General features: G+C 39.3%; 16 protein-coding genes. 4 read left to right on the forward strand and 12 right to left on the reverse strand.

The features are described 5' to 3' along the window. Positions 1-316 precede the first annotated feature (316 nt). Positions 317-3,595, reverse strand: a complete 3,279-nt coding sequence (locus HJP15_RS02805; protein WP_170173026.1) for an ImpA family metalloprotease — start codon at positions 3,593-3,595, stop codon at positions 317-319. A gap of 261 nt (positions 3,596-3,856) precedes the next feature. Here HJP15_RS02805 and HJP15_RS02810 point away from each other — a divergent pair, with 261 nt between their 5' ends. The 3 genes from HJP15_RS02810 (at position 3,857) to HJP15_RS02820 (ending at position 5,958) form a co-directional block, all read left to right on the forward strand. Next, complete coding sequence (locus tag HJP15_RS02810) at positions 3,857-4,753, forward strand: LysR substrate-binding domain-containing protein (RefSeq protein WP_170173027.1); 897 nt, start codon at positions 3,857-3,859, stop codon at positions 4,751-4,753. 95 nt (positions 4,754-4,848) lie between these two features. Further along, positions 4,849-5,037, forward strand: coding sequence for a hypothetical protein (locus tag HJP15_RS02815; protein ID WP_054203466.1), 189 nt, complete (start codon positions 4,849-4,851; stop codon positions 5,035-5,037). Positions 5,038-5,649: 612 nt separating this feature from the next. Then, on the forward strand, positions 5,650-5,958 hold the full coding sequence (locus tag HJP15_RS02820; protein WP_054203467.1) for a hypothetical protein: 309 nt from the start codon (positions 5,650-5,652) through the stop codon (positions 5,956-5,958). A 144-nt stretch (positions 5,959-6,102) separates the two neighbouring features. Here HJP15_RS02820 and HJP15_RS02825 read toward each other — a convergent pair whose 3' ends face one another. Both HJP15_RS02825 and HJP15_RS02830 read right to left on the reverse strand, forming a co-directional pair. Further along, positions 6,103-6,690, reverse strand: a complete 588-nt coding sequence (locus tag HJP15_RS02825; protein ID WP_064435294.1) for an acyl carrier protein phosphodiesterase — start codon at positions 6,688-6,690, stop codon at positions 6,103-6,105. Between the two features lie 57 nt (positions 6,691-6,747). Next, a complete protein-coding gene (locus tag HJP15_RS02830) occupies positions 6,748-7,890 on the reverse strand; it encodes a helix-turn-helix domain-containing protein (RefSeq protein ID WP_249365781.1) in 1,143 nt (380 codons plus the stop codon). A 232-nt stretch (positions 7,891-8,122) separates the two neighbouring features. Between HJP15_RS02830 and HJP15_RS02835 the strand changes: the two genes are divergently transcribed. Beyond that, positions 8,123-8,926 carry a DUF2306 domain-containing protein gene (locus tag HJP15_RS02835; RefSeq protein WP_170173028.1) on the forward strand — a complete coding sequence of 268 codons (804 nt, stop codon included), beginning with the start codon at positions 8,123-8,125 and terminating at the stop codon, positions 8,924-8,926. 388 nt (positions 8,927-9,314) lie between these two features. Here HJP15_RS02835 and HJP15_RS02840 read toward each other — a convergent pair whose 3' ends face one another. From HJP15_RS02840 to gcvT, 9 genes are all read right to left on the reverse strand, one after another. After that, positions 9,315-10,037: a DUF805 domain-containing protein gene (locus HJP15_RS02840; protein WP_170173029.1), complete on the reverse strand. Its 723-nt coding sequence runs from the start codon at positions 10,035-10,037 to the stop codon at positions 9,315-9,317. Between the two features lie 566 nt (positions 10,038-10,603). Next, on the reverse strand, positions 10,604-11,686 hold the full coding sequence (locus HJP15_RS02845) for a protein kinase (RefSeq protein WP_170173030.1): 1,083 nt from the start codon (positions 11,684-11,686) through the stop codon (positions 10,604-10,606). Continuing rightward, on the reverse strand, positions 11,676-12,140 hold the full coding sequence (locus HJP15_RS02850; RefSeq protein WP_170173031.1) for a hypothetical protein: 465 nt from the start codon (positions 12,138-12,140) through the stop codon (positions 11,676-11,678). The genes HJP15_RS02845 and HJP15_RS02850 overlap by 11 nt, the downstream gene beginning before the upstream one ends. Before the next feature lie 139 nt (positions 12,141-12,279). Continuing rightward, on the reverse strand, positions 12,280-12,576 hold the full coding sequence (locus tag HJP15_RS02855; RefSeq protein WP_170173032.1) for a hypothetical protein: 297 nt from the start codon (positions 12,574-12,576) through the stop codon (positions 12,280-12,282). A gap of 183 nt (positions 12,577-12,759) precedes the next feature. Further along, the gene (locus HJP15_RS02860) at positions 12,760-13,734 is read right to left on the reverse strand and encodes a transposase (protein WP_170173033.1); all 975 of its coding nucleotides are present in this window, start codon (positions 13,732-13,734) and stop codon (positions 12,760-12,762) included. Between the two features lie 485 nt (positions 13,735-14,219). Next, positions 14,220-16,145 carry an NACHT domain-containing protein gene (locus HJP15_RS02865; RefSeq protein WP_170173034.1) on the reverse strand — a complete coding sequence of 642 codons (1,926 nt, stop codon included), beginning with the start codon at positions 16,143-16,145 and terminating at the stop codon, positions 14,220-14,222. 1,370 nt (positions 16,146-17,515) lie between these two features. Further along, positions 17,516-20,407, reverse strand: a complete 2,892-nt coding sequence (gene gcvP / locus HJP15_RS02870; protein WP_054453726.1) for an aminomethyl-transferring glycine dehydrogenase — start codon at positions 20,405-20,407, stop codon at positions 17,516-17,518. Positions 20,408-20,582: 175 nt separating this feature from the next. Then, positions 20,583-20,972 carry a glycine cleavage system protein GcvH gene (gcvH, locus tag HJP15_RS02875; protein WP_054205601.1) on the reverse strand — a complete coding sequence of 130 codons (390 nt, stop codon included), beginning with the start codon at positions 20,970-20,972 and terminating at the stop codon, positions 20,583-20,585. Positions 20,973-21,188: 216 nt separating this feature from the next. Continuing rightward, positions 21,189-22,271 carry a glycine cleavage system aminomethyltransferase GcvT gene (gcvT, locus tag HJP15_RS02880; RefSeq protein ID WP_170173035.1) on the reverse strand — a complete coding sequence of 361 codons (1,083 nt, stop codon included), beginning with the start codon at positions 22,269-22,271 and terminating at the stop codon, positions 21,189-21,191. Between the last annotated feature and the right edge of the window lie 146 nt (positions 22,272-22,417).

A 22,417-nucleotide genomic window follows, 5' to 3' on the forward strand; every position in this document is an offset into this window, starting at 1 on the left:
GTCGTTGGAATTTAAAGCGATTTAGGCAAGGCATTGATTGCTAGTAATAATGGTTCTATTTTTAAAATCAATCCCTTATAAAAGTAACCTAGTATAAATCGCTTTAAAACCAACCCGCGGGGCGTTTAACTGGGACTTACTCTCATCATTGTTACTTCTTAAAAGGGATTGCCATTGTTGCAAAGTAACGCTGATATTAAGCCACTGTGAAACGCTGAATTCTGCATTTTGAGGTGGCTTGGGTATGTAATATCAAATTAACGACATAAAACAGGTCGAAACAACACTTTCGGCCTGCTCTTTTATAGACAGGTTATTAATTGTTTGGCCATATTTGCACACCATCCACTTCAACTTGAGTGTGATTTAACGAACTGCAATAACCTTTTTCACTCGCAGCAAAATACACATCGCCTAATACGGGATAATTTTTACTATTAACTTGCTGCTGCGCTTTAGCCGAAGTTGCCATTCCCCACAGAGTAAAATAATTGCTTAAATTAAGCGACGTCACCTCTGACAATGCAATCAGTAACCAATCATTATTAGTTATCAACTTTGCCTCTGCGAGTGTGTAGTCATTAAAGCCCAATGCATTTTTTTGCGCTTGCCAATTACTCTCATTGTTATCGGCTTGGCTAAAAGCACGTTCTATAATGTGTAGTCGTGGATATAAATGCCAACCATTTTCAAGTTTGTTATATGCTTGTGCCGCCATCATAATTTGTAGGTAAATGGCATGACTTTGTGACCATTCGGACATAGCCAACCCTTGCATGTAAGCAAATGGATCAGGCTGCTTTTTACTATGTTGTAAATGGTTAAATAAACTTTCAAACGGTAAACTTTGGCAGTTTGCTGAATTACCTGTCTCATCTTCAAAAAGCGATTTAGTGTAATAAGAATAAAAGTTTGTATTTGAATGACCGCCAAACCCATCTATACGAAAACGCCCTTTTTCTAACCCATGGCCAAGCTCATGAATATCACCATGACCAACAGGGTTAAAATTCCAACCTGCATCATATGGATTACCAGAACACCCCCAACCGCATGTAGGTTGATCTGCATTCATGTGCTTTACAATATCAATTGTTTGCACTTCAAGATTACGGCTAGTGGCAAAGTCATGGATCTCATTAATCACAGAAATACCAGGACCTTTAAAGCCCGCTAACACATGAGGGTAATTATGCGTATAACGCACAACCGCATTAGCAAAGTCAGAAGCGATTGGCCAGTAACCTTCATTAATCGATTGTCGCATTTTCTCAAGTTTTGAATGTATTTCAAAGCCATCCGTTGCCACTTCAGCCCAATCGAAATCGCCTTTTTCTAGTTGCTCTGCAAAAAGCACATCATCAACGGGGCTTCGCCAATATGGATGCTGCCCTACACTTTCAAACTTAAAACTGACCGATATATTATTTTTATCAAACTCAACTTGGATAGGCCCACCATAAGGTGACGTAAAATATACCGTTTCATTGCTAGCAACTGGAACATGAATCGATTGTAATTTAGACGGTCGGTTATAACCATTTTCGCTCATAAAATGAGTGGCACCATCGCGTAGTGAATTAACAAATATTTTGGTAGATACCGCTTGATTATCAGTGCGAGTAATAGAAAACGTTTGCCCAGGTAAAGCATATACCCCAGCAGAGCGAAATTTGGGTTTGCTTACCATAGTCACGGTTACCACTTTAGGCGTTACATGGCTAAAATCGCTGCGGCTAAAATTTCCCATGTCGGTTTGCTTTGGGTTCACTTTTCGTAGATTCACAACCGAATGATCAGCAAATAATGATTTAAAAAAAGCATTCGTATCACTACTTAGTTTATCCATCGGAAATATGACTGTTTGGCGATAGTGATCGCCTAATAACGCTAGTAACTTATGAAAACGATGCCCCTCACTTTCAAATATCATACGTTTATTAAGATCAAACTCTCTTAAGTCATTTTTGATAATTTCTGCGGCATCAGCAAACTGTTGTTGGTACTGGCTTTGATCTGGGCAACTGCGTGTATCACAGCTCGAAAGGTCGACAGTGAAGCTATCGTTTTTAAATCGTAACAGTAGATCTTTAACTACTTGAGCCGCTGCGGGTAAAGTGTTGTTAAGTCCGTTTGAATCCCAATCTTTCAGCTCTAGTCGATGCCAGTAATTATCTGCAATAACATTTATATTCATAAGCTCAAACAAGGCTTGTCCTAACGGTGTTTGACTACCATCTCGTTGAATATAAAGTACCGCTATATCTCGTGCTAGAGCTTGTTTTACCGCTGCTGCTATTATCTCAGTGTTATGTTCTGTACGCAGGTGCTGCGAAATAATTAATACATCAATGTCGTCAGTTAAGCAGCCTGTTAGCGCTGTATTATCACATGCGCCAGCTTCGTTATAACTCACTTTGTCGGCAAAGTGGGTATCGAACCATAAACGTGTTTGACTTTGATCTTTAAAGTAATAACTCTCATCAAGTTGCGCCATAACTAATTTAAGCGGCTCAGCCAAATTAATGTTGCGCCCTGCTAACCATGTAGAGCCATTACCCAAAAATGTCTGCATTTGTTGGTTAATTTCAGTGCGAAATGGGTTACTACCAAAAACTAAATAACGTCCGCTGTTATCTTTATTATTGCCTGCAATAGCTAAAGGCTGCTCTTTACTTTCATACCCTTGTTGCCAACTATTGTTTGTATAGAGCACAGTTTGATTAAACGGATACTTTGCTTTTAATAAGGTTGCATCCCATGTTGGGTTCCAACTTAGTGCCGTTAATGGGCTCTGTGAATCATATTGAAACAATGCTTGTTTGATGGTTTGAAAGCGCAAACTATGTGCATCAACTTCAGCTAACGCTGCGTCTAATAATAGCTCACTGTTTGGTACATCTAACGCATTACCAGAAACCAAAGCCGTTTCAACATAACTAGGTGAAATGGTGATAATTAATTGTTTAACTGTTGTCACACGAGCATCTGATAAAGACACATTTAACGTTAACTCAGCAACATCAGCGTCTGTTGCTATCCCAGTTAGCTCAAAAGAACGGCTATTAAAAGACAGCCAATTAGGCAGTTCAGCAATAGATACACTAACTGGATCTGAGTTTACATCACTTACTTGCAGAGTTAATGAAAATGCTTCACCCGCTCTGGCGGCAGCCTTTGTCGTTATTAAAATTGGTGGTGTATTTGCTCGTTCTTGTACTTTAAAAACTTGCTGTTTTGTTTGCTGGTTTTCACTATCACTAAACTGAAACGTAATAATGTGCTCACCCACATCTTTATAAGCAGGTATTCCTGAGAATGTTTGCGTCGTAGCATCAAATACTAACCAGTCTGGCTGCAAACTAGGTGTAACAGTAACTAGGTCGTTTTCAGGATCTTTAAAAGTTAATGAATAACGATACATCAGCCCTTCATGCGCATCCAAAGGCGCTGACAATAAAATTGGCGTTTGATTTATTACTTCTGTGATTGGCGGATCAATAATAGGAGACTTATGCTCATCACTCCCCCCACATCCGCTCAAAAAGGAAAGTAAAAAAGCAGTTATAAGCGATGACTTGAGGTTGGGGCACATTTTTATCATTATCAACTAAAGTTACAGACGATCATTACTGGTATTATAATCTCATATGCAAAACTAATAACTAGCAATAAACACTTATATTCACCCCAATCAAACCAGATCTTTTTGCCACTGATAAATTCAATAAAGCTAAATAACACCAATAATAAAGCGCAGTAAAGGCAAGCCAGTACTCACTTTATATTGAATTATATTCACCTATTGCTGTTTTTAATTTATGCTTGAGTAAATTGCAGCTAGGCATCATTATAAATGAAACATAAATACCCTCCCCTTCACCTGTTAAGTATTTTTGAAGCCGCTGGACGTCTAGAAAACTTTAAAGCCGCCAGTGAAGAATTATTCATTACTCCATCAGCTGTTAGCCACCAAATAAAAGCGCTTGAAGGGCATTTAGGGTTTGCTTTGTTTCAACGAAAAAGCCGTGGTGTAGCACTCAATGCAGCAGGCGAAATGTATTTAAAATATGTGCAGCGAGGGCTAAACCAGTTTGAAGATGGTACTAAAAAGTTGCAGCACCACTTTTCGTCCCCTGCCCTTAAAATATCTTGTTTCACTTCCTTAGCCAGTAACATTATTATCCCACAACTTGGTGCATTTCAAGCTGCCCATCCAGATATAGAAATCAAAATAGAAATAGGGAATAAGCTGTCGGACTTGCGCTACGATGATATCGACTTAGCGATTAGGCTAGGTGATGGTAATTGGCCTAATACTATGACGCAAAAACTCGTTGATATTCAAGTGGCAGCAGTATGCTCACCCACCTTTGCCAAACAACACCAACCTCAATTATTAACAGATATTAGTCAATTACCGTTAATTGACTTTACCTATATTGACGACGCATGGCAGCAATGGGCAAAAGCCATGGGGGTAACACTCAACAGTAGCAAACGCTCACTTACATTTAATGATTACGAGTCTGCAATGAATGCAGCCACACAAGGATTAGGTATGACGCTTGCCATGTTTCCTATTGAAAACACGTCACTGAGTCATGGGATGATTGTCGCACCATTTAATGAATTTATACCCTACCCAAAATCACTGTATGCAGTTTATCGACAAGAAGATGCTGAACGCCACGATATTCAATGTTTTATCAATTGGCTAAAAAAGTCAGACCTACTGCTACAAAATAGATGAATGCTGCTCACCCATCGAGTGAATATTATCCTTTTGTGCCGCTAACCATTTGTTTCTAAAATAGCCCATATATTAGCAAACACAATGAATAGCCCATGCTCAATAAAGCCTTACTGATCTGTTATCGCATCATCGCCACTGTGATTATCCTGATGCCGTTGATACTCAACGTCGTTATGCGAGGTGACGTAGTAGCCTCGTTTATTTATGTACCATTACTTGCCCTTGTACTGCTACTTATTGCTGTTTACTGTGATGATAAGCTGGTGCGATTTATCACTTAGGGCAAAAGGTCTGGTTTTATCAAAACAACCACTAGGATCATAGTGTTTATATTTGCGTTGTAGCTGTTTTATATGCCCAAGCCACCTCAATATGCAGAATTCAGCGTTTCACAGGGGTTTAATATCAAGGCGTTACTTTGCAACAATGGCTATCCCTTTTAAGAAGTAACAACGCTGAGAGTAAGTGCCTGTGAAACGCCCAAAGGGTTGGTTTAAATAAAAACTTAACGACGTTATACCATTGATTTAATTAGTTAAATTGTTCAAATATTTATGCCGATTGGTATTATCACTTCCTCTGCATTGTGGAGCTAATTTGTCGTGATAAATATCGAACTGCAATAGGCTCGTGTTAAACCGCAAGTTCGGCTTCAACCCAAAAGCACGAGATTTTAAGTTGCAAATAGATTTATTTCATACACCTTTTTTCATAATAAATCACAGTAAATTAGCCACCAATTCGCAAGTTCTGCACCTACAACAAATAGCCCATATGACTTAGCTTTTGGATAAGATTTAGCTTAACTCTTGCTTAAAGTTGTTGGCACTCTGCAAGCTCGGTTATAATCCACCTATCTGGCTGCATTTTTAGCCTCTAATTGGATTAAAACGATGAAAAAACTTTCTGCAGTGCAAATAAAACAACAAGCAGTGGTAATAAAAACTGCTGATACACTTGAAGAACAAGCCCGTACTGAAATCCCTGGCATGTTACAATGCTGGTTTGATGTGCAATATCACTTATTTCCAAGTTCTTTGCTACTGTGCTTCCAGTTTGAAGATCAGCAATCGTTAGAAGCGGCAGAACCCGATCTATTAAAATGGCAAAAACGCTTAAGTGGCGCGATGTTAAAAAAAGGCGTTATTTTAAAAGACATGCGTAGGCATTTAGTTTTCACGTTAAAAGGGCCTGATGAGTAAGCCAGGTTTAGCCATCAATCAAGACGATTTTAGCGGAATTATTTTTTATTTAGGTCAAAATTAATTCCGCCAAGCGATACCTCTATCTCACATAACTTTCAGGCTAAAGCCTGACCTACATTAAAAACCATTTACGTTACCATCTTAAGCTCCCTCAAGAGCGCATTGATTCACATGCTTAATCAACTCAGGGAAGAATGCTAAAAAAATAGCATCTAATTCAGTGTAATAACGGGTAATATCTTCAGCAGCGCCAGTAAAGGTGTTAGTAAAACGAATCCGCGCAGCAATATTATCAAGCGCCAGCCCCACCCCATCGACAGTTTCGTACTCTTTAAACCAATCGTTTTCTGTCATGCTGGTTACTACGCGCTGCATTCGCGCTGGCATAACGGGTATACGTTTACCCAAAAGCCCATAACTGGTTTGCTTAAAGTCATTTAGTGGTTGTTGATTAAAAGTATGCCAATGCTGAATAAGAAAATGATCAAACAACACATCAATCGCAACCCCTGCGAAGCGCCTACGCTTAGGAGAAAAATACTGCTTCGCTTCTTTTACAAAAGGGTGTGAATCTGTGAATTTATCGACTAAATAATGATTATCTAGTGCATTTTTAACCGTGGTGGGTATCTGTGTTAACTGCCGTTGGCCACCAAAATCTCCCAGTAAATTCCCAAAATGTGAGTCGGCAGTAGGTTTTGCTAAATAAAGGTGGGCTAAATAATTCAAAACAGTCCTACGATAGTTAATACAACCTAATGCATATTACTAAGAATCAATAAGTATCTACTCAACCAGCCCTGCAAGGATCGGACTTTGATAGTCACTATTTTGTTTTCGATATTCATTAGGAATACTCCCTACGATAGCTTTAAACACCCGATTAAAGGTCGCCAGAGACGAAAAGCCGCTCTCAAGTGCAATACTCAAAATACTCCACTCTTTAGCTTGCTCACTTGTTAATAACGCTTTCGCATAATTTACACGGTATTGGTTAATAAACAGGTTAAAGTTAGCTACTTTATAGTGAAAGCGAATCGCCCGGCTAATTTTATATTCAGGCACCATCAGCGCTTGCGCAAAATCTGAAATTTTAAGATTCGTTTGTAAAAATAGCTTTTTTTTGTTTATGAGTTCAGAAATACCAGCTATCAACTCAGTCGGTACTTGCTCTTGATGATGAGTGCTATTGCTAAGATGCTTTACTTCATCGCTATCAAAACCAACCTCACTCTCATAATTTTGAGGTGATGTTTGCTTGTTGGAGATACTTGCTTGAAGTGCCATGACTGCTTGCATCGCTAATACAATTAACAGCGCAGATGAAGTAATAATTATGGGGTTATAAAGCTCAATTTCCGCTGGGCTAAATATAAATACAGGTAATATACTGGCATTAAAAACAGCTAAAAAGTACGCACTAGCAAAAATCACTGATTGCACTTTTTGAGCGTGCGTTTTGCTATTAAAGCCTCTCATCGACTCCCAAAAAGAAAGCACTAAAATGCACGATGAAAGTAAACCTGTTATTTCATTCATGCCTTGTTTTAACCGCCACATTACATGACTGCTAGAAAGTGCTTGCGGATCAAGGCTAACTAAATAGTGCCATGTTTGATTAAACATGATCAACAGCGCGATGGTTACAGCAACTGCCACATGTCTGCGTGAAATAGGGTTATGCTCACGGAATAAAGCCCGTGATATTAACCATGATGCATTACATGTTGCACAAGTAAATAAGCCAATAAAATACTGATATTCCCCCAAGCTTGGTGCACTAATTTTTTGAGCCCCCACCATACAAAGGGAGCCACAAAATACCACAAATAAATAATGAACCAGCTGCTTATCTTTTTTCAACGCATTTAAAAACATTAACCCCATACAAACAAAAAGAAGAAGATAATAAGGGGAATAATTTTGCATAATAGCGTGCTCTTAAAATGACGTTTTAACAAACAACGTGGGCTGAATTACATAGTACAAATTAACATACATATTGGCAAAAAAACTTTGTTAGTGAATATGTCTATACCGCCCTCGCTAATTGCAAAAATTTATCAATATATCGTTGCTCAAATTCCGAATTTGATAAGAAACCGCCCTACAAGCCCTTTATATTGGTGTCATCTGTATCATTGATAAAAAGAAAACACCAATGCCTAAAATTAAAATAACACCAAATACACTGCTCAATAACAGTAAAAAAATATGGTTCACGTGCCTATTGATGGCACAAATCTGCTTTGTTACTTACCTCGCCTTAGGGTACGGGCTCACGGGGATCACTACGGGAATATCTGGCTGGAGTCGTCTAAATAGCACCGCCTATGTTGCCAGCGACCCCATCGGTAATTCAATGTATGCGGTACATGTATTACTCGCCACCGTGATGATAATTGGCGGTAGCTTACAGCTCATACCCGCAATAAGAGCAAAGTATACTAAGTTTCATCGCTATAATGGCCGCGTGTTCGTATTGTTAGCCTGTACCATCTCTGTAGCAGGTATGTACCTTATGATAGCCAGAGGAACCGTCGGCAACACCTTAATGCAAGGACTAACTATATTTGGTGGTTGCGTGGTTATTTTATCAAGCATATTAGCTGTTAGAGCCGCCAAGAAACGTAATATTAGCCTTCATAAAATATGGGCAATACGCTTATACCTCGCAGCTAATGGTGTACTGTTTTTTCGTTTGATGATTTTTGCTTGGTTCTTACTATTTGGTACTTTAGGAGTTGATACCACAACATTTACCGGTCCAACCGTGCTAGCTGTAAGTATTTGCTCTTATGTGATCCCTTTACTAATTGCTGAGCTGGTAAGGCATGCCGAAACTACAACTAATAAAATTATTACAATCGCCACAGCAAGCTTAATGGTGTTGATATCCATTATATTCTTGGTGGGTTTATTTGGAATTGTGCTAGCCGAATGGTATCCGGCGATAGTTGGTTAGTAGATGGTAATTCGATGAGTGAAAAATATAACGCTGCTAATTGGATTAACAACCCTGACTTTATTTATATAAATGAAGTCAGGTTTAACCTTCGTAATTTTCACCCTCGTATTGAGCTAAATACTCACGACTTAGCTTAGCTGTTGTACTTTATTGAGTGAGCGCATCACCAAAACGATTTGCCTTCTGCTTACCTTTCGCAAAACCTAAGTAAATATACCCAAGCCACCTCAAGATGCAGTTTCAGTTGGAGTTAAAAGCGATTCAGGCAAGGCATTGATTGCAAATAATGGTTGTTCCCTTGTTAAAATCAATAACGCAGTATGAATCGCTTTTAAACCAACCCGTTGGGCGTTTCACAGGCGCTTACTCTCATCGTTGTTACTTCTTAAAAGGGACTGCCATTATTGCAAAGTAACGCCTTGATATTAAACACCTGTGAAACGCTGAAGTCTGCATCTTGAGGTGGTTTGGGTATAATACAGCTAATCGAACCGATAAAAGGAATTAAAAAGCATAACGTCATCCAGCCAGATATATTAAGGTCATGCCAACGCTTAATTGTCACCATAAGATTTATCCAAATCAAGCAGCCTAATGCTACAAACAAGGTTAAGTACATAAGCCCTGTAGAGAACCACGTTTCTTCCATAGGGTAATCCCCCATATTAGATAGTCCATGAATAATTGATATAAACAAAACAGTATTAGACACAGCAACAAACCAATAAATACTTCGCGTTACTCGACCTCGCCATGATAAAAGAATGCTCGCAGCAGAAGTATTAAGCACTTTGCTACTCCATAAATTAAATAAAAATGCAGGCAGTAATATAAAAACACTAAAGTTGTATATTAAACGAGCGGTTAGTAGATATGCTTGATAATATTCAATGGAGAAAGGAAGAAAGCTTCCCGCAAGGGGATACATGTTATAAAAAGCTGATGAGACTAAACAGCAAACGAGAAAGCTCACCAACCAATAGCGCCCTGGTATATTTTTTAAAGACAGGCTAATAGCTAAAAAACAAATATAAAAAAGAGGCTCAGATAAATAATAAGCAATGTTGATTGAATCATGAAGACAATCGAGTTCGGTATTACAAAACATTACAATCCTTGTAGTGTGCATATTAAAGTGAAATGTAGGCTACCCGACTCAAATTTTTTGTCAACAATATGAAACGGTACAAAGGCGCAGGCTGAACAGTTGTGCCTTCATTAAATTATTAAAAAACATATTATTAAACAAAGTGCCCGCCTAGTTTAGCTTTTTTGCCTAAAACCCCTTCCAAGCTGCACAATTCCAAGTCCTGTAATTAACAGTGTGCAAATAATAAGGATAAATTTACTGACAAAATATGTACCTGCCCTTTTTTATGCTCACTCATAAAAGTGTGTGCGTTTGAGGTGAACAAAATGGCTATACACAAGCTTATTTAAAACCAGCGAGTGTGATTTTAAAATTAAAGTCTCTTTTGCAAAAAAAGTTATTGTTCTTCACATCTATTTCACACCTGCGTTGTTACCGTTGTCGCACACGAATAAAGTTTGTGATTAGGGGGTCTAATTTTTAAGGATTTTTTTAGGCCGAAAATCGAATAGAGTTTGTGAACGTGTCAATAACTCAATTGATTTTACCCTCTCCAACTTTAATAAAGTTTGTGAGTAGTTTTGCTAATATATATCGTCCAAAGGGTCATGATTTGGATCATAACCATGTTCGTGAATTACCCTCTTTATAAAACTAATATCAGTAAACTCTTCACTTCTATATACCAGCCAACTGAATAACCTAACAATACTGTGGATTTCCGGCCGATCTTCACCTCTCCACGATAGTAGATGCTGCATTATCAACCGCGGACCATCATCAAGTTCATTTAGTCTACTTTTTACGTTGGCAGGTAACCCCTGCTGCTGTCTTAATTCAGTTACATCTTTTATATCGTTTAACTCGAAAGGCATTTCTCCAAAAAACACGTTATAAGCAAAAATGCCAAATGCCCAAGTGTCATAATTTTTTGTCGCTGAACCATGTTCCAAAAAATCTGGAGGCATAGATAAGAATGAAGTCAATAAGCGCTTATTGTTATCTTGAAAAACTAACTGTTCATCGGCAGCACGTTCAATGCCGTAAATATATGCCATTTCAAGGTCTTCGGATTGACAATTACCTAAATCTAAAAATTTAACTCTTGGATCATTTTCGGTTCTGTCTCGGTCATACTTAGGCATCTCAAAGTCATCTAATAGTAAGATATTACTTGGGTGAAGGTCTCTATGTACATAACCTGTTTGACTGAAGTAACTTAAACCAGATGCAATTCGGTGAAGAAACTCATATTTTTCTTCAATTGAATAATCTTTTGTTGAAATATGTGACAATAATGAGCCTTCTTCATATTTATAACCAAAACAAAGAACCATACCTGAATGATACTCTTTTAAATTAAGTGCTATCTTAGGCAGAGGGTAGCTGCTTACTGGCCCTATGAAGTACTTTGGATCTCTTAAGGGGTTATCACCAAAGTCCATATTCAATTTATTATCCTTGAGTACTGAATACTCAAGTTTAAAGCGCTCTAACTCAATTTTATTTCTTGGAGAAATTAAAAACTTAACGACTATTTTATTATTACCTTTTACATAAACACTGCTTAACGCAGAGCCTCCCCCTAAAGATTCTAAAAATTCATAACCGTCTATTTTTAGTAATCCTAAAGACGACAAAAGTTCATAGTTAATATCAGCCAACATTCTTAACCTTATACTTTTCGCAAAACAACATAACTTCTCCAGCAAAGCCAGAAGGTATCTCTTCGATATTTTTAGCCACTCGATAATCGAATCCATTAAGCTTTTCCGCAATATCAAAATTGGAGTCGCAGCTCCTAGTAAATGCATCTGTTGGGATAAGATCCAAAAAATCATTTACTTCAAGACAGTATATTAATGAGTTGTTTTCACCCACCAAGCTTATTTCCAGAAGCGAACCACCTGACTCGAAATGATTTGAAGCATGTTCTTTGCAAGGAGTACAAAAAACGGTCTGGCTTCTTGCACTTATTCCAAACCTTTCTTTAAACCAAGCATCTGCGGCCTCATGAATATTGCGAGGTGTAGTTTTGGGCATTCTAGGTCTTTTTAAATTTTCATTTTGATAAATACCATCTTCAAAAAAATGGCTTGTACCTCTGTATAAATAGTTCATTTTTTCCCTGTTCTAAGTAATTTTAGAATCCACTTAAATAATATATTTATCTTCTACTTCCTGTAGTTCCATTCGCTAAGAAGCTACTGTCACATTGGGCCTAGAAATCACTTAGCATTATTTACTTCTTCGATAGTCTTCAACATTGATTAGTCAACCAACTTTTCGTATCAGCTATATCAAATGCTCTACTACCATAGCCAATGTTCAATAAGTCATTTGGTAAAAACTCATCAAACTTTTCGATATTTTTTTCTACAACTGAAGCTGCTAAATCAGACTCACTAGGTAATGGCTTAGCATTTAACATGGACAAAAATTGTTTTACCTCTTCCGCATTAGACTTTTCAACTTCAATCACTCCGCCAAATGCCCCTACTTCAAAACCATTTTTGTTCAACAGCGCCACCAAAGTATTAATTACTTTGTCGCCCATCCAAGTAAAAATGCATGTGGTTTTACCATGCTGTACAACACAAATTTCAGCTAAATTAGCTTGCTGGAAATAGTCAACCGCCTCGTCGAAAAGAACTTTAGCCTGAGTATCTATAAAATCGACTTTATGTTCACCAACTGAAATTCTATAATCTCCTTCAGAGAGGATTTGAAAAGAAAAGGGTCAAATCTTGACTTCACACATCAAACAATCTCGAAGTTTTTCGTATTGTAATTTAACCTTCTTATCTTCAAGCATTAATGCATTCAACCTGCCGACAGTTTTGGATATAGCTGAATAATGCTGAACATTAAAGATACCTGCTAATGCCTGCAAATTTAATCCCGTTAAATCTTGGCACAATTTAATGGCAAACCAACGGGGTAAGTTTTTCTCTTTTCGCCCCTTTTTAACCATTACTATATCATCTACTTCAACACTAAAGTATTGAGCTAGGTAAGCAATTACATCATCTGCTGAGTACTTTTTAACAACAAGCTTACTTTCACTATTTGGTGATGCGATATGGTCTTTTATATTTTCAATAAAGTCCTCACAGCCCAGAACCGACAATAACTTTTTAGCATTATAAAAAGCGCTTATTTTTTCACTGTTTTCAAACTCCACAAACTGCTTATAAGCTGCATATTTACGCTTTTTGCCTTGGAGCGAAAATATAAAATCTCGAACGAGCCATTTAGGCACCGCGACCCTTTTAATGAAAGCGGAATAGCTAGACCATTGATACTTAGCAAGGTCATCTACCAGCTGGGTGCTCGTTTCAATTGGATTACGATGAATATACCGACTAACATGCAACAAGTAGTTATCAGCATCCACCAAAACCGCTTTATATCGCCCTCTAAACAGCGCACCGTCTGTGTTATGAGTTCGATTAAAGTATTGAGTATAAAGGCCATTAATATGCTTCATGGCTCGACCTAAATTAGCATCAGGGGTTTTTATGAGCAGGTGGTAATGATTGGTCATTAAACAATATGAATGTACTTCAATATTAAAGCGAAGGCTTGCTTGCTCAATGCAATATAAAAAATACTTAAAGTCGTCATCGTTTAAAAAGGTATTTTCACGGCCTCTTCCACGATTCATTACATGATAAAACGCATTCTCATACTCTATTCGCAGCGGCCTAGACATAGTAATCAATTCAATAAGTAGTAAATTATAAATTTAGCCCACCAATGTCCGAAGTCAAGATTTGACCCCTTTGGTTTAGATTACAGTGATTTTGAAAAAGACTATCAATTTCCTGATATGCCGCTGCCTTCAATCGGGATTACGTTAAACTTTTAAGCACATACAATGAAGGCCGGTTAGTAATAAACCGGCCCTTCAAACATGAGGGCTCACTCAATTAAACAACCCCAAGAGCAACATCATTGTGGTCATTTGAGATCTATAGAGTCTGAGATCTAATGGGTGACCCCTTTGGTTGCACCAATCAACGTCATTACTGGATGCATAGTCATATTTAAATTGAGTTTAAAAAGTGACAACACTTGGTTTTTAGAATAAAAAGATCAAGAAAACACAGCTGCCTGCTTGACCGGAATTTTCTAATGGGTGACCTCTTGGTTGCGATTTCGAATGATAGGAAATAAACCAAAACCTAAGTCTTGGGACTAATAAAAAGTCGATAAAATATTCTTTTCATCATAGATTCGCTGCTTTCTCTCTACCTCTTCATTGAGGAAGTAAACCCCACCATAAAGTTTTACAAGTTCATCACGGTTAACAAATTCACTTGAGCTTTTTTCTTCAAAGTCTATAAGATCCATAATTTTTACTTTATGTGTCTGCTTAGTCAAATCGCCCTGAGTGTTGACCTCTTTAGTTGAAGGCTCTGTACCTAAAGTAACATCCTTCCCAGCTATGTGAAGTTCATTAAGAGCTATAGTTAAAGGGTCTTTTGCTATAGCCCCTGTAGAGATATCTAAAACGGATTCAAGGATATCACGATACATATTCCGTACATTTATCTGCTGTTTATCATCCTCAACTATAACCCTTGTAAGCCCTCCAATGATGTCTTTTACAACAATACAACAATCTGTGCGTAAACATATATTGAGAACGTCATTGTTTATTTTATAGCCACCCTTTTCAAAAAGAGAAGCTGATGTTTCCTTAAGTAAATTAATAAGTTTTTTAACAAAAGTAATATGAAATAACTCATCATCTATAACTCGAAGAAATCTAAGAACATTTTCATGCTTACTACTATAGTTTTTCAGAATGTACTCGTAATATTCTTTACGAGTATCATCAGAAAGTCCTTTTATATGCTTAGCCGCAAAGAACTCCAGTATAGACTTGTGAAGGTAAGAGTAATCGTTACCTTCCTGCTTAATTAAAGATGTTTTATCTATTACATCTTGATAGGTATGAAGCTTTTCAAACCCTAGTACGTTCGATGCATGATCAAAAGCCTCAATTAATTCGATATTTTTAAAAGTAATTTCGCTTTTTTGTTTTAACAACAAAGAGTATGAGGCTGTTTGAAATACCTTTTGCAGTTCAGTATTCTTGAGACCCGACTTACCCCCACGTTCAAACTGGACTTTTAATTTGTCATGTGTTGATGCTAAGGCTTGAAAAAGCTGTTGATATACATCTATTACGTTATCAGGCTCGGCCTCCAGCATGTGATATGTACTAATGAAAATATCTACAATAATAGGCGTTAGCAAGATTGATGTTATATCCTTCTTACTTTTAATTACTTCTACCAACTGAGTTTTATCTTGTTTACTAATCAAGTCATTATTGGTAATTATATGTAGTACATCATCAAACTCTAAATCCATAAGCTCGTAGTTTGTAACATATCCACCATAGTATGTTATGTCTGTTCCAGGTCTTGTCGTAACTATACAGTTTGAACCGAAAGTAGTATGAGTCTCGGTTATTAAACCGAGGGCAGCTTGTCTGCTCTTTATTTCAACTTCATCAAAGCCATCATAAAGGATACGTAACCTTCCTAGCTGAAGTAAAAAACTGCAAGCTTCTTCTGACACTGAGATACCCAAACTATGGAATTCTTGCGATACAACTTTTGGAGGCGTTAAACTTTTGTCTTCCCAATCAATCTTGCGTAACGTAATGATTAAAGGGAACTTACCGCAATCTGAAGATAAATAGTTTATAAACACTTTTCGAAGAATAGTAGTTTTACCCTGACCTGCCTTTCCAATAATACATGTGACTTTTGGGAGTTCCAGTACAAACTGCTCATTTAACGTAACTACTTCTTTCGATTTTGTAGATAGGTTTCTTAGCCTAAGTGGGTGATATATTTTATCAATAAAAACATCCCTATCTCGTGATAAAAGCGTACGGAATTTGAGGTATCGATCTGTTACCTTATCAAATATTTTCTCTCTCTCATCTGGGCGAATTGAACTAATAGTATCGAGAGCTTGTTTCGCTTCATTCTCACGAGTGTTATTAAGTAATGCTTTCTCAAGACGACCAAAAAGCTTACCCGAAATAAACTTCCCAGTTTCTGACTCAAGTACTTTAGTAAGAGCATTTCCTGTATCTGACATGATTCATTTTCCCTAACTCTATTTAATAGAGAAATATATTACACTACTGCATTAGTAGCACAAAGATTTGACCTCATTGGATCTGTATGTGGTTCGACCCCATTTGGTTTTTGTGATTTTCGGAAAAACTGAAGGGGTCACCCATTAGAAAGTTCCGGTCAAGCAGGCAGCTGTGTTTTCTTGATCTTTTTATTCAAAAACCAAGAGGTCAAATGCAGAGGGTCAGGTCTTGCATCTTGCATCTTGCCAAGACTAAACACCAATCTCACGTTTAACACCCTCCCCCGTCATCACGCCCTGAAAATAAGCAACTGATGAGTAATTCATTTCATGGATGAAATAAGAGCCGTGACTTCGCCATGGATGGCGATTACACTTCGCTTACGTTCACATCAATTGTGTTTTGAAGGATTTAGCGTGATGCTCGGGTGCGCTGGGAGAGTCCAGAGAGGGGTCAGCGGCAGCCCCTCTTTGGCTGCGGTCGCCAGCGCGACAAAACCTTGAATAAGGTTTCAATGTAGGTCGCGGATTTATCCCGACAATATATATGTAAAGTTAGAAAATTAGAAAGCCTCAGCTAGCGCGCAATGAACAAAGATTACACACGCGCCAGCAAGCTTAGCACCTACGCTGGTTAACTCTAACATTGGTGTAAACCATTCGTGGCTAAAGCCATCTCATACAATAAATATAAGCCTCGGTGCAGCGAAGCGCCTCTGTGATCTCTGTGGTGAATTCATTTTCTCGCTTTTTTCGCCCTAAAGAGCGACCTACAAACAATACATATTTACGTGCTTGGGAGATGGTAATGATATCGGAAAATCGTTGGGTTTCGTTGCACTCTACCCAACCTACAAATCACACGTGGCTAAAGCCATCTCCTACAATAAATATAAGCCTCGGTGCAGCGAAGTACCTCTGTGATCTCTGTGGTGAATTCATTTCCTCGCTTTTTTCGCCCTAAAGAGCGACCTACAAACCATACATATTTACGTGCTTGGGAGATGGTAATGATATCGGAAAATCGTTGGGTTTCGTTTCACTCTACCCAACCTACAAATCACACGTGGCTGAAGCCGACTCCTACAACAACATTTAACCTCTGTGCAGCGCGAAGCGCCTCTGAGTTCTCTGTGGTGAAATTCTTTTTCTCGCTTTTTTCGCCCTAAAGGACGACCTACAAACAATACATATTTACGTGTTTGAGAGCTGGTAATGATATTGAAGAATCGTTGGGTTTCGTTTCACTCAACCCAACCTACGTTCATATAATTTATGACTTATCACCATGCACAAAAAAGCCGTTGCATTGCTGCAACGGCTTTTAATATTTTATCAATTCCCAAGCTTTAATTGGAATTTTTTAAAATTTAGTCTCTGTATGTCTCTACCGCTGGGCATGAACACACTAGGTTACGGTCGCCGTATACGTCATCGATACGCGTTACTGTAGGCCAGAATTTGTTTTTAGCCACTGCTGGTACTGGGAATGCGGCGTAGAAGCGGTCATATGCTCTATCCCACTCGTTACCAAGTACGTCGCCTTGTGTATGCGGTGCGAACACAAGCGGGTTGTTTTCGATAGACCATTCGCCAGAGATTACTTTATCGATTTCGCCTTTGATTGATACCATTGCTTCAATGAAACGGTCGATCTCAACTTTAGACTCAGACTCAGTTGGCTCAATCATCAATGTGCCCGCTACTGGGAACGACATAGTTGGTGAATGGAAACCGTAATCTTGTAAGCGCTTAGCTACGTCCATTTCAGTGATGCCTGAAAGCTCTTTAAGTGGGCGTAAGTCAACAATACATTCGTGAGCAACACGGTTGTTGCGACCACGGTATAAAATTGGGAAGTGCGCGCTTAACTCGTGCGTTAAGTAGTTAGCATTCACAATGGCCATTTCAGTGGCTTGTTTAAGGCCTTCGCTACCCATCATGGTGATATAAGCCCATGAAATAGGTAAGATTGCCGCTGAGCCGTATGGCGCTGCCGATACCGCGCCGTTACCAATTTTAGTACCTGGTACGTTAATTACGCTGTGGTTAGGCATAAATTCAGCTAGGTGTGATTTAACACCAATTGGGCCAACACCTGGACCGCCGCCGCCGTGCGGAATACAGAACGTTTTATGTAGGTTTAAGTGCGATACGTCAGAGCCGATAAAGCCTGGGCTTGTAACACCTACTTGGGCGTTCATGTTTGCGCCATCCATGTAAACTTGGCCGCCGTGCTCATGCACGATGTCGCAAATTTCACGGATTGTTTCTTCGTATACACCGTGCGTAGACGGGTATGTGATCATGATGCATGATAGGTTTTCTGATACTTCTTCAGCTTTCGCTTTAAGATCAGCCATATCAACGTTACCGTTTTTGTCACAATCAACAACCACGATTTTCATGCTCGCCATTTGTGCAGATGCAGGGTTAGTACCGTGCGCTGAACTTGGGATCAAACAAATGTTACGGTGCGCATCGCCACGTGACTCGTGGTATTTACGAATCGCGATTAAACCTGCGTATTCACCTTGTGCACCAGAGTTTGGCTGCAGTGATACCGCATCGTAACCTGTAATGTTAACCAACCAATCATGTAATTCGTTGATCATGATTTGGTAACCTGCTGCTTGGTCTAGCGGGCAGAATGGGTGAAGGTTAGCAAACTCAGGCCATGTAACTGGGATCATCTCAGCAGTCGCGTTTAGTTTCATGGTGCATGAACCTAACGAGATCATTGAATGGTTTAATGATAAATCTTTGCTTTCAAGACGCTTAATATAACGCATCATTTCAGTTTCGCTGTGGTACGAATTGAAGTTAGGGTGCGTTAAAATTTCGTCATCGCGTACTAAGCTTGCAGGGATTGACTCGCTGCCATTCGCTTCGATGTCGGCTGCAATTGCGTCAACACTTAAACCATGGCCTTCGCCTAGGATGATGTCGAAAAGCTCAGCAACATCTGCACGGGTTGTGGTTTCTGATACTGCAATTGAGTACTCGCCAGCGTGGTTAGTTGCAAAGTTAACGCCGTTTGCTACAGCGCGCGCTGTTACGTCGTCTTTGTTATCACTAACAACCGTTAGGGTATCAAACCATGTGCTGTGCTTAAGTGCTACGCCTTTAGCTTGTAGGCCTGCAGCTAAAATATCGGCAAAGCGATGAATACGCTGTGCGATAGTTTTTAAGCCTTGTGGGCCGTGGTACACCGCGTAAAACGCTGCCATGTTGGCAAGTAATACTTGCGCTGTACAAATGTTTGAGTTGGCTTTATCGCGGCGAATGTGTTGCTCGCGCGTTTGCATTGCCATACGTAGCGCATCGTTACCTAAACGGTCTTTTGATACACCAATAATACGACCTGGTAATGAACGTTTGTACGAATCACGTGTTGCAAAGAATGCAGCGTGAGGACCGCCGTAACCCATTGGTACACCAAAGCGCTGCGCTGAACCAAGTACTACGTCTGCGCCTAGTTTACCCGGTGCTTTTAATAGTAATAAGCTCATGATGTCGGCTGCAACACAGGCAATCGCTTTTTTGCTTTGTACGCCAGCGATTAAATCTGTGATATCAACAATTTCACCTGACGTTGACGGATACTGGAATAACGCGCCAAAAATCTCGTGATTCACAGCGTCGGCTGCTTTACCTACGATGATCTCAAAACCAAACTGCTCTGCACGTGTAGTAACAACGTCGATTGTTTGTGTGTGTACGTCATCTGCGATGAAAAATGCGTTTGCTTTTTTAGCTTTAGAAACACGCTTTGCAAGGCCCATGGCCTCTGCGGCTGCCGTTGATTCATCAAGCAACGATGCACTTGCTAAATCAAGACCCGTTAGGTCTAGGGTCATAGTTTGGAAGTTTAATAATGACTCTAAACGCCCTTGAGCAATCTCTGGTTGATATGGAGTGTACGCTGTGTACCAACCTGGGTTCTCAAGTACGTTACGTAAAATTACGTGTGGTACATGAGTTGGGTGGTAACCTTGACCAATGTAAGATTTGAACACTTTATTTTTGCTTGCTACAGACTTTAAGTAGCTTAGTGTTTCAACTTCAGTGCGGCTTTCGCCCACTGTAAGGCCCTGCTCTAAACGAATACTTGCAGGTACAGTTTGATCGATCAGCTCTTCAACACTCGATACTCCAAGAGCACTTAGCATATCGCTTACTTGTGCTGGGCTTGGCCCAATATGACGGCGAATAAAATCTTGCGTTTGCTCTAATTGTTCAAGAGATGTGGCGTTTGACATTTGTCCAGATTCCTATGATCCAAAAAATAAATGGTTACTACTAATGGGTGACCAGTAATAACTTAAAAGCTTTTGATTTAATAACTTACACTGTATGGAAGGTAAGCAGTAAAATCATAAAAGCCCCGCTAGCATTTGGTATAACGGGGCTTTTAATATCGAATAAAACTAATTATTAGTCTTCGTCGATCGAGTGTGCGTAGCCTTCTGCGTCAAGCAGGTTTTCTAGCTCAGACTCGTCAGATGCTTTAATGCGGAATAACCAACCGTCGCCGTAAGCATCACTGTTTACAGTTTCAGGTGCATCTTCTAGGTCTTCGTTGATTGCAACGATTTCGCCACTGATTGGTGCATAGATGTCTGAAGCTGCTTTTACTGATTCTGCTACTGCACAATCTTCGCCAGCGTCTACTGCATCGCCCACTTCTGGTAGTTCAACAAATACCATGTCGCCAAGAAGTTCTTGTGCATGCTCAGAAATACCTACAGTGAAAGTACCGTCGCCTTCGTTGCGAACCCACTCGTGTGAAGAGGCATACTTTAACTCGCTAGGGATATTGCTCATTTTATTCATCCTTTGGTTTTGATACCAATCAACTTAAATATTTAACCATTCTAGCTGTCTAAATAAAGCGCTAACTGCGTTATTAATTTATCAGGTAGAACAACTACATATCAAAATTAATGCCTTGTTATCACTCTATTTATCTGTCGCTATAAGTGGTTAATAACTCAACATGATTGGTATTATTGGGTGATAACACCAAATTTTAATTTATACTTAAAGTACTGACTTACCGTTACGTACAAAGCTTGGTTTAACTACTTTTACGTTAACTAATTTTTTACGCATTTCTACTAGGGCTGTCTCGCCAGTTGAACGTGGAACACGTGCAAGGGCAACACTAAAACCAAGTGTTGGTGAGAAAGTACCTGAGGTAATAACCCCTTCGCCACCATCAACAATTACTTTAGAACCGCTACGCAATACGCCTTTATCTTCAAACACTAAACCAACAAGTTTGTCAGTGCTTTTGTCTGCGCGTTGCTGAACGAGTACATCACGACCGATAAAATCACGATCTTCAGGTTCCCACGCAATGGTCCACGCCATGTTTGCCGCAAGTGGCGAAACGCTTTCGTCCATATCTAAGCCGTAAAGGTTCATACCGGCTTCTAAACGTAGTGTGTCACGTGCGCCAAGACCTGCCGGTCTAACACCTGCATCTAGCAGTTGTTGCCATAGATCAGCCGCTTGTTCGTTCGGTACTACAATTTCGTAACCATCTTCGCCAGTATAGCCTGTTGTGGCAATAAATAAATCACCTACTTGCACACCAAAAAATGGCTTCATCCCTTCAACGGCAGCTTGTTGCTCCGTGGTTAAAAGTGTGGCTGTTTTTGCTTTAGCATTTGGTCCTTGTACTGCAATCATTGCGAATTCTGGACGCTCTGTCACTTCAACGGCAAAATCTGCTGAAACTTTAGCCATGTGCGCTAAATCTTTTTCGCGAGTCGCTGAGTTAACAACTAGGCGGTAATCTGTGTCTGAGAAGAAATAAATGATTAGATCGTCAATTACGCCACCTTGCTCGTTAAGCATACCGGTGTAAAGTGCCTTACCTGGGACTGTTAACTTAGCAACATCGTTGGCAACTAGTTTACGTAAAAATGCTTGTGCTTGTTCGCCTTTGACATCAACAATCGTCATGTGTGAAACGTCAAACATGCCTGCATCGGTACGCACTGCGTTGTGCTCTTCGATTTGTGAACCATAGTTGATAGGCATTTCCCAGCCGTGAAAATCAACCATTTTTGCGTTTGATTCAAGGTGCTTTGCATGTAAAACAGTTTTAGAAGTCATAATATTCCTTCACTTTATAATAAACCCAATTTTGGGCGTGGCCTCAATTTAATGAGGGGGAATAACATGGGCGGCGATTATACATAAGTTGTACTGCACTGACACCCAAATTGCGATTTGTTCTTTCAAATAAACTACAAAAAACT

The sequence above is a fragment of the Pseudoalteromonas sp. NEC-BIFX-2020_002 genome, from assembly GCF_013002825.1.
In the GTDB taxonomy this organism is placed as follows: domain Bacteria; phylum Pseudomonadota; class Gammaproteobacteria; order Enterobacterales; family Alteromonadaceae; genus Pseudoalteromonas; species Pseudoalteromonas neustonica.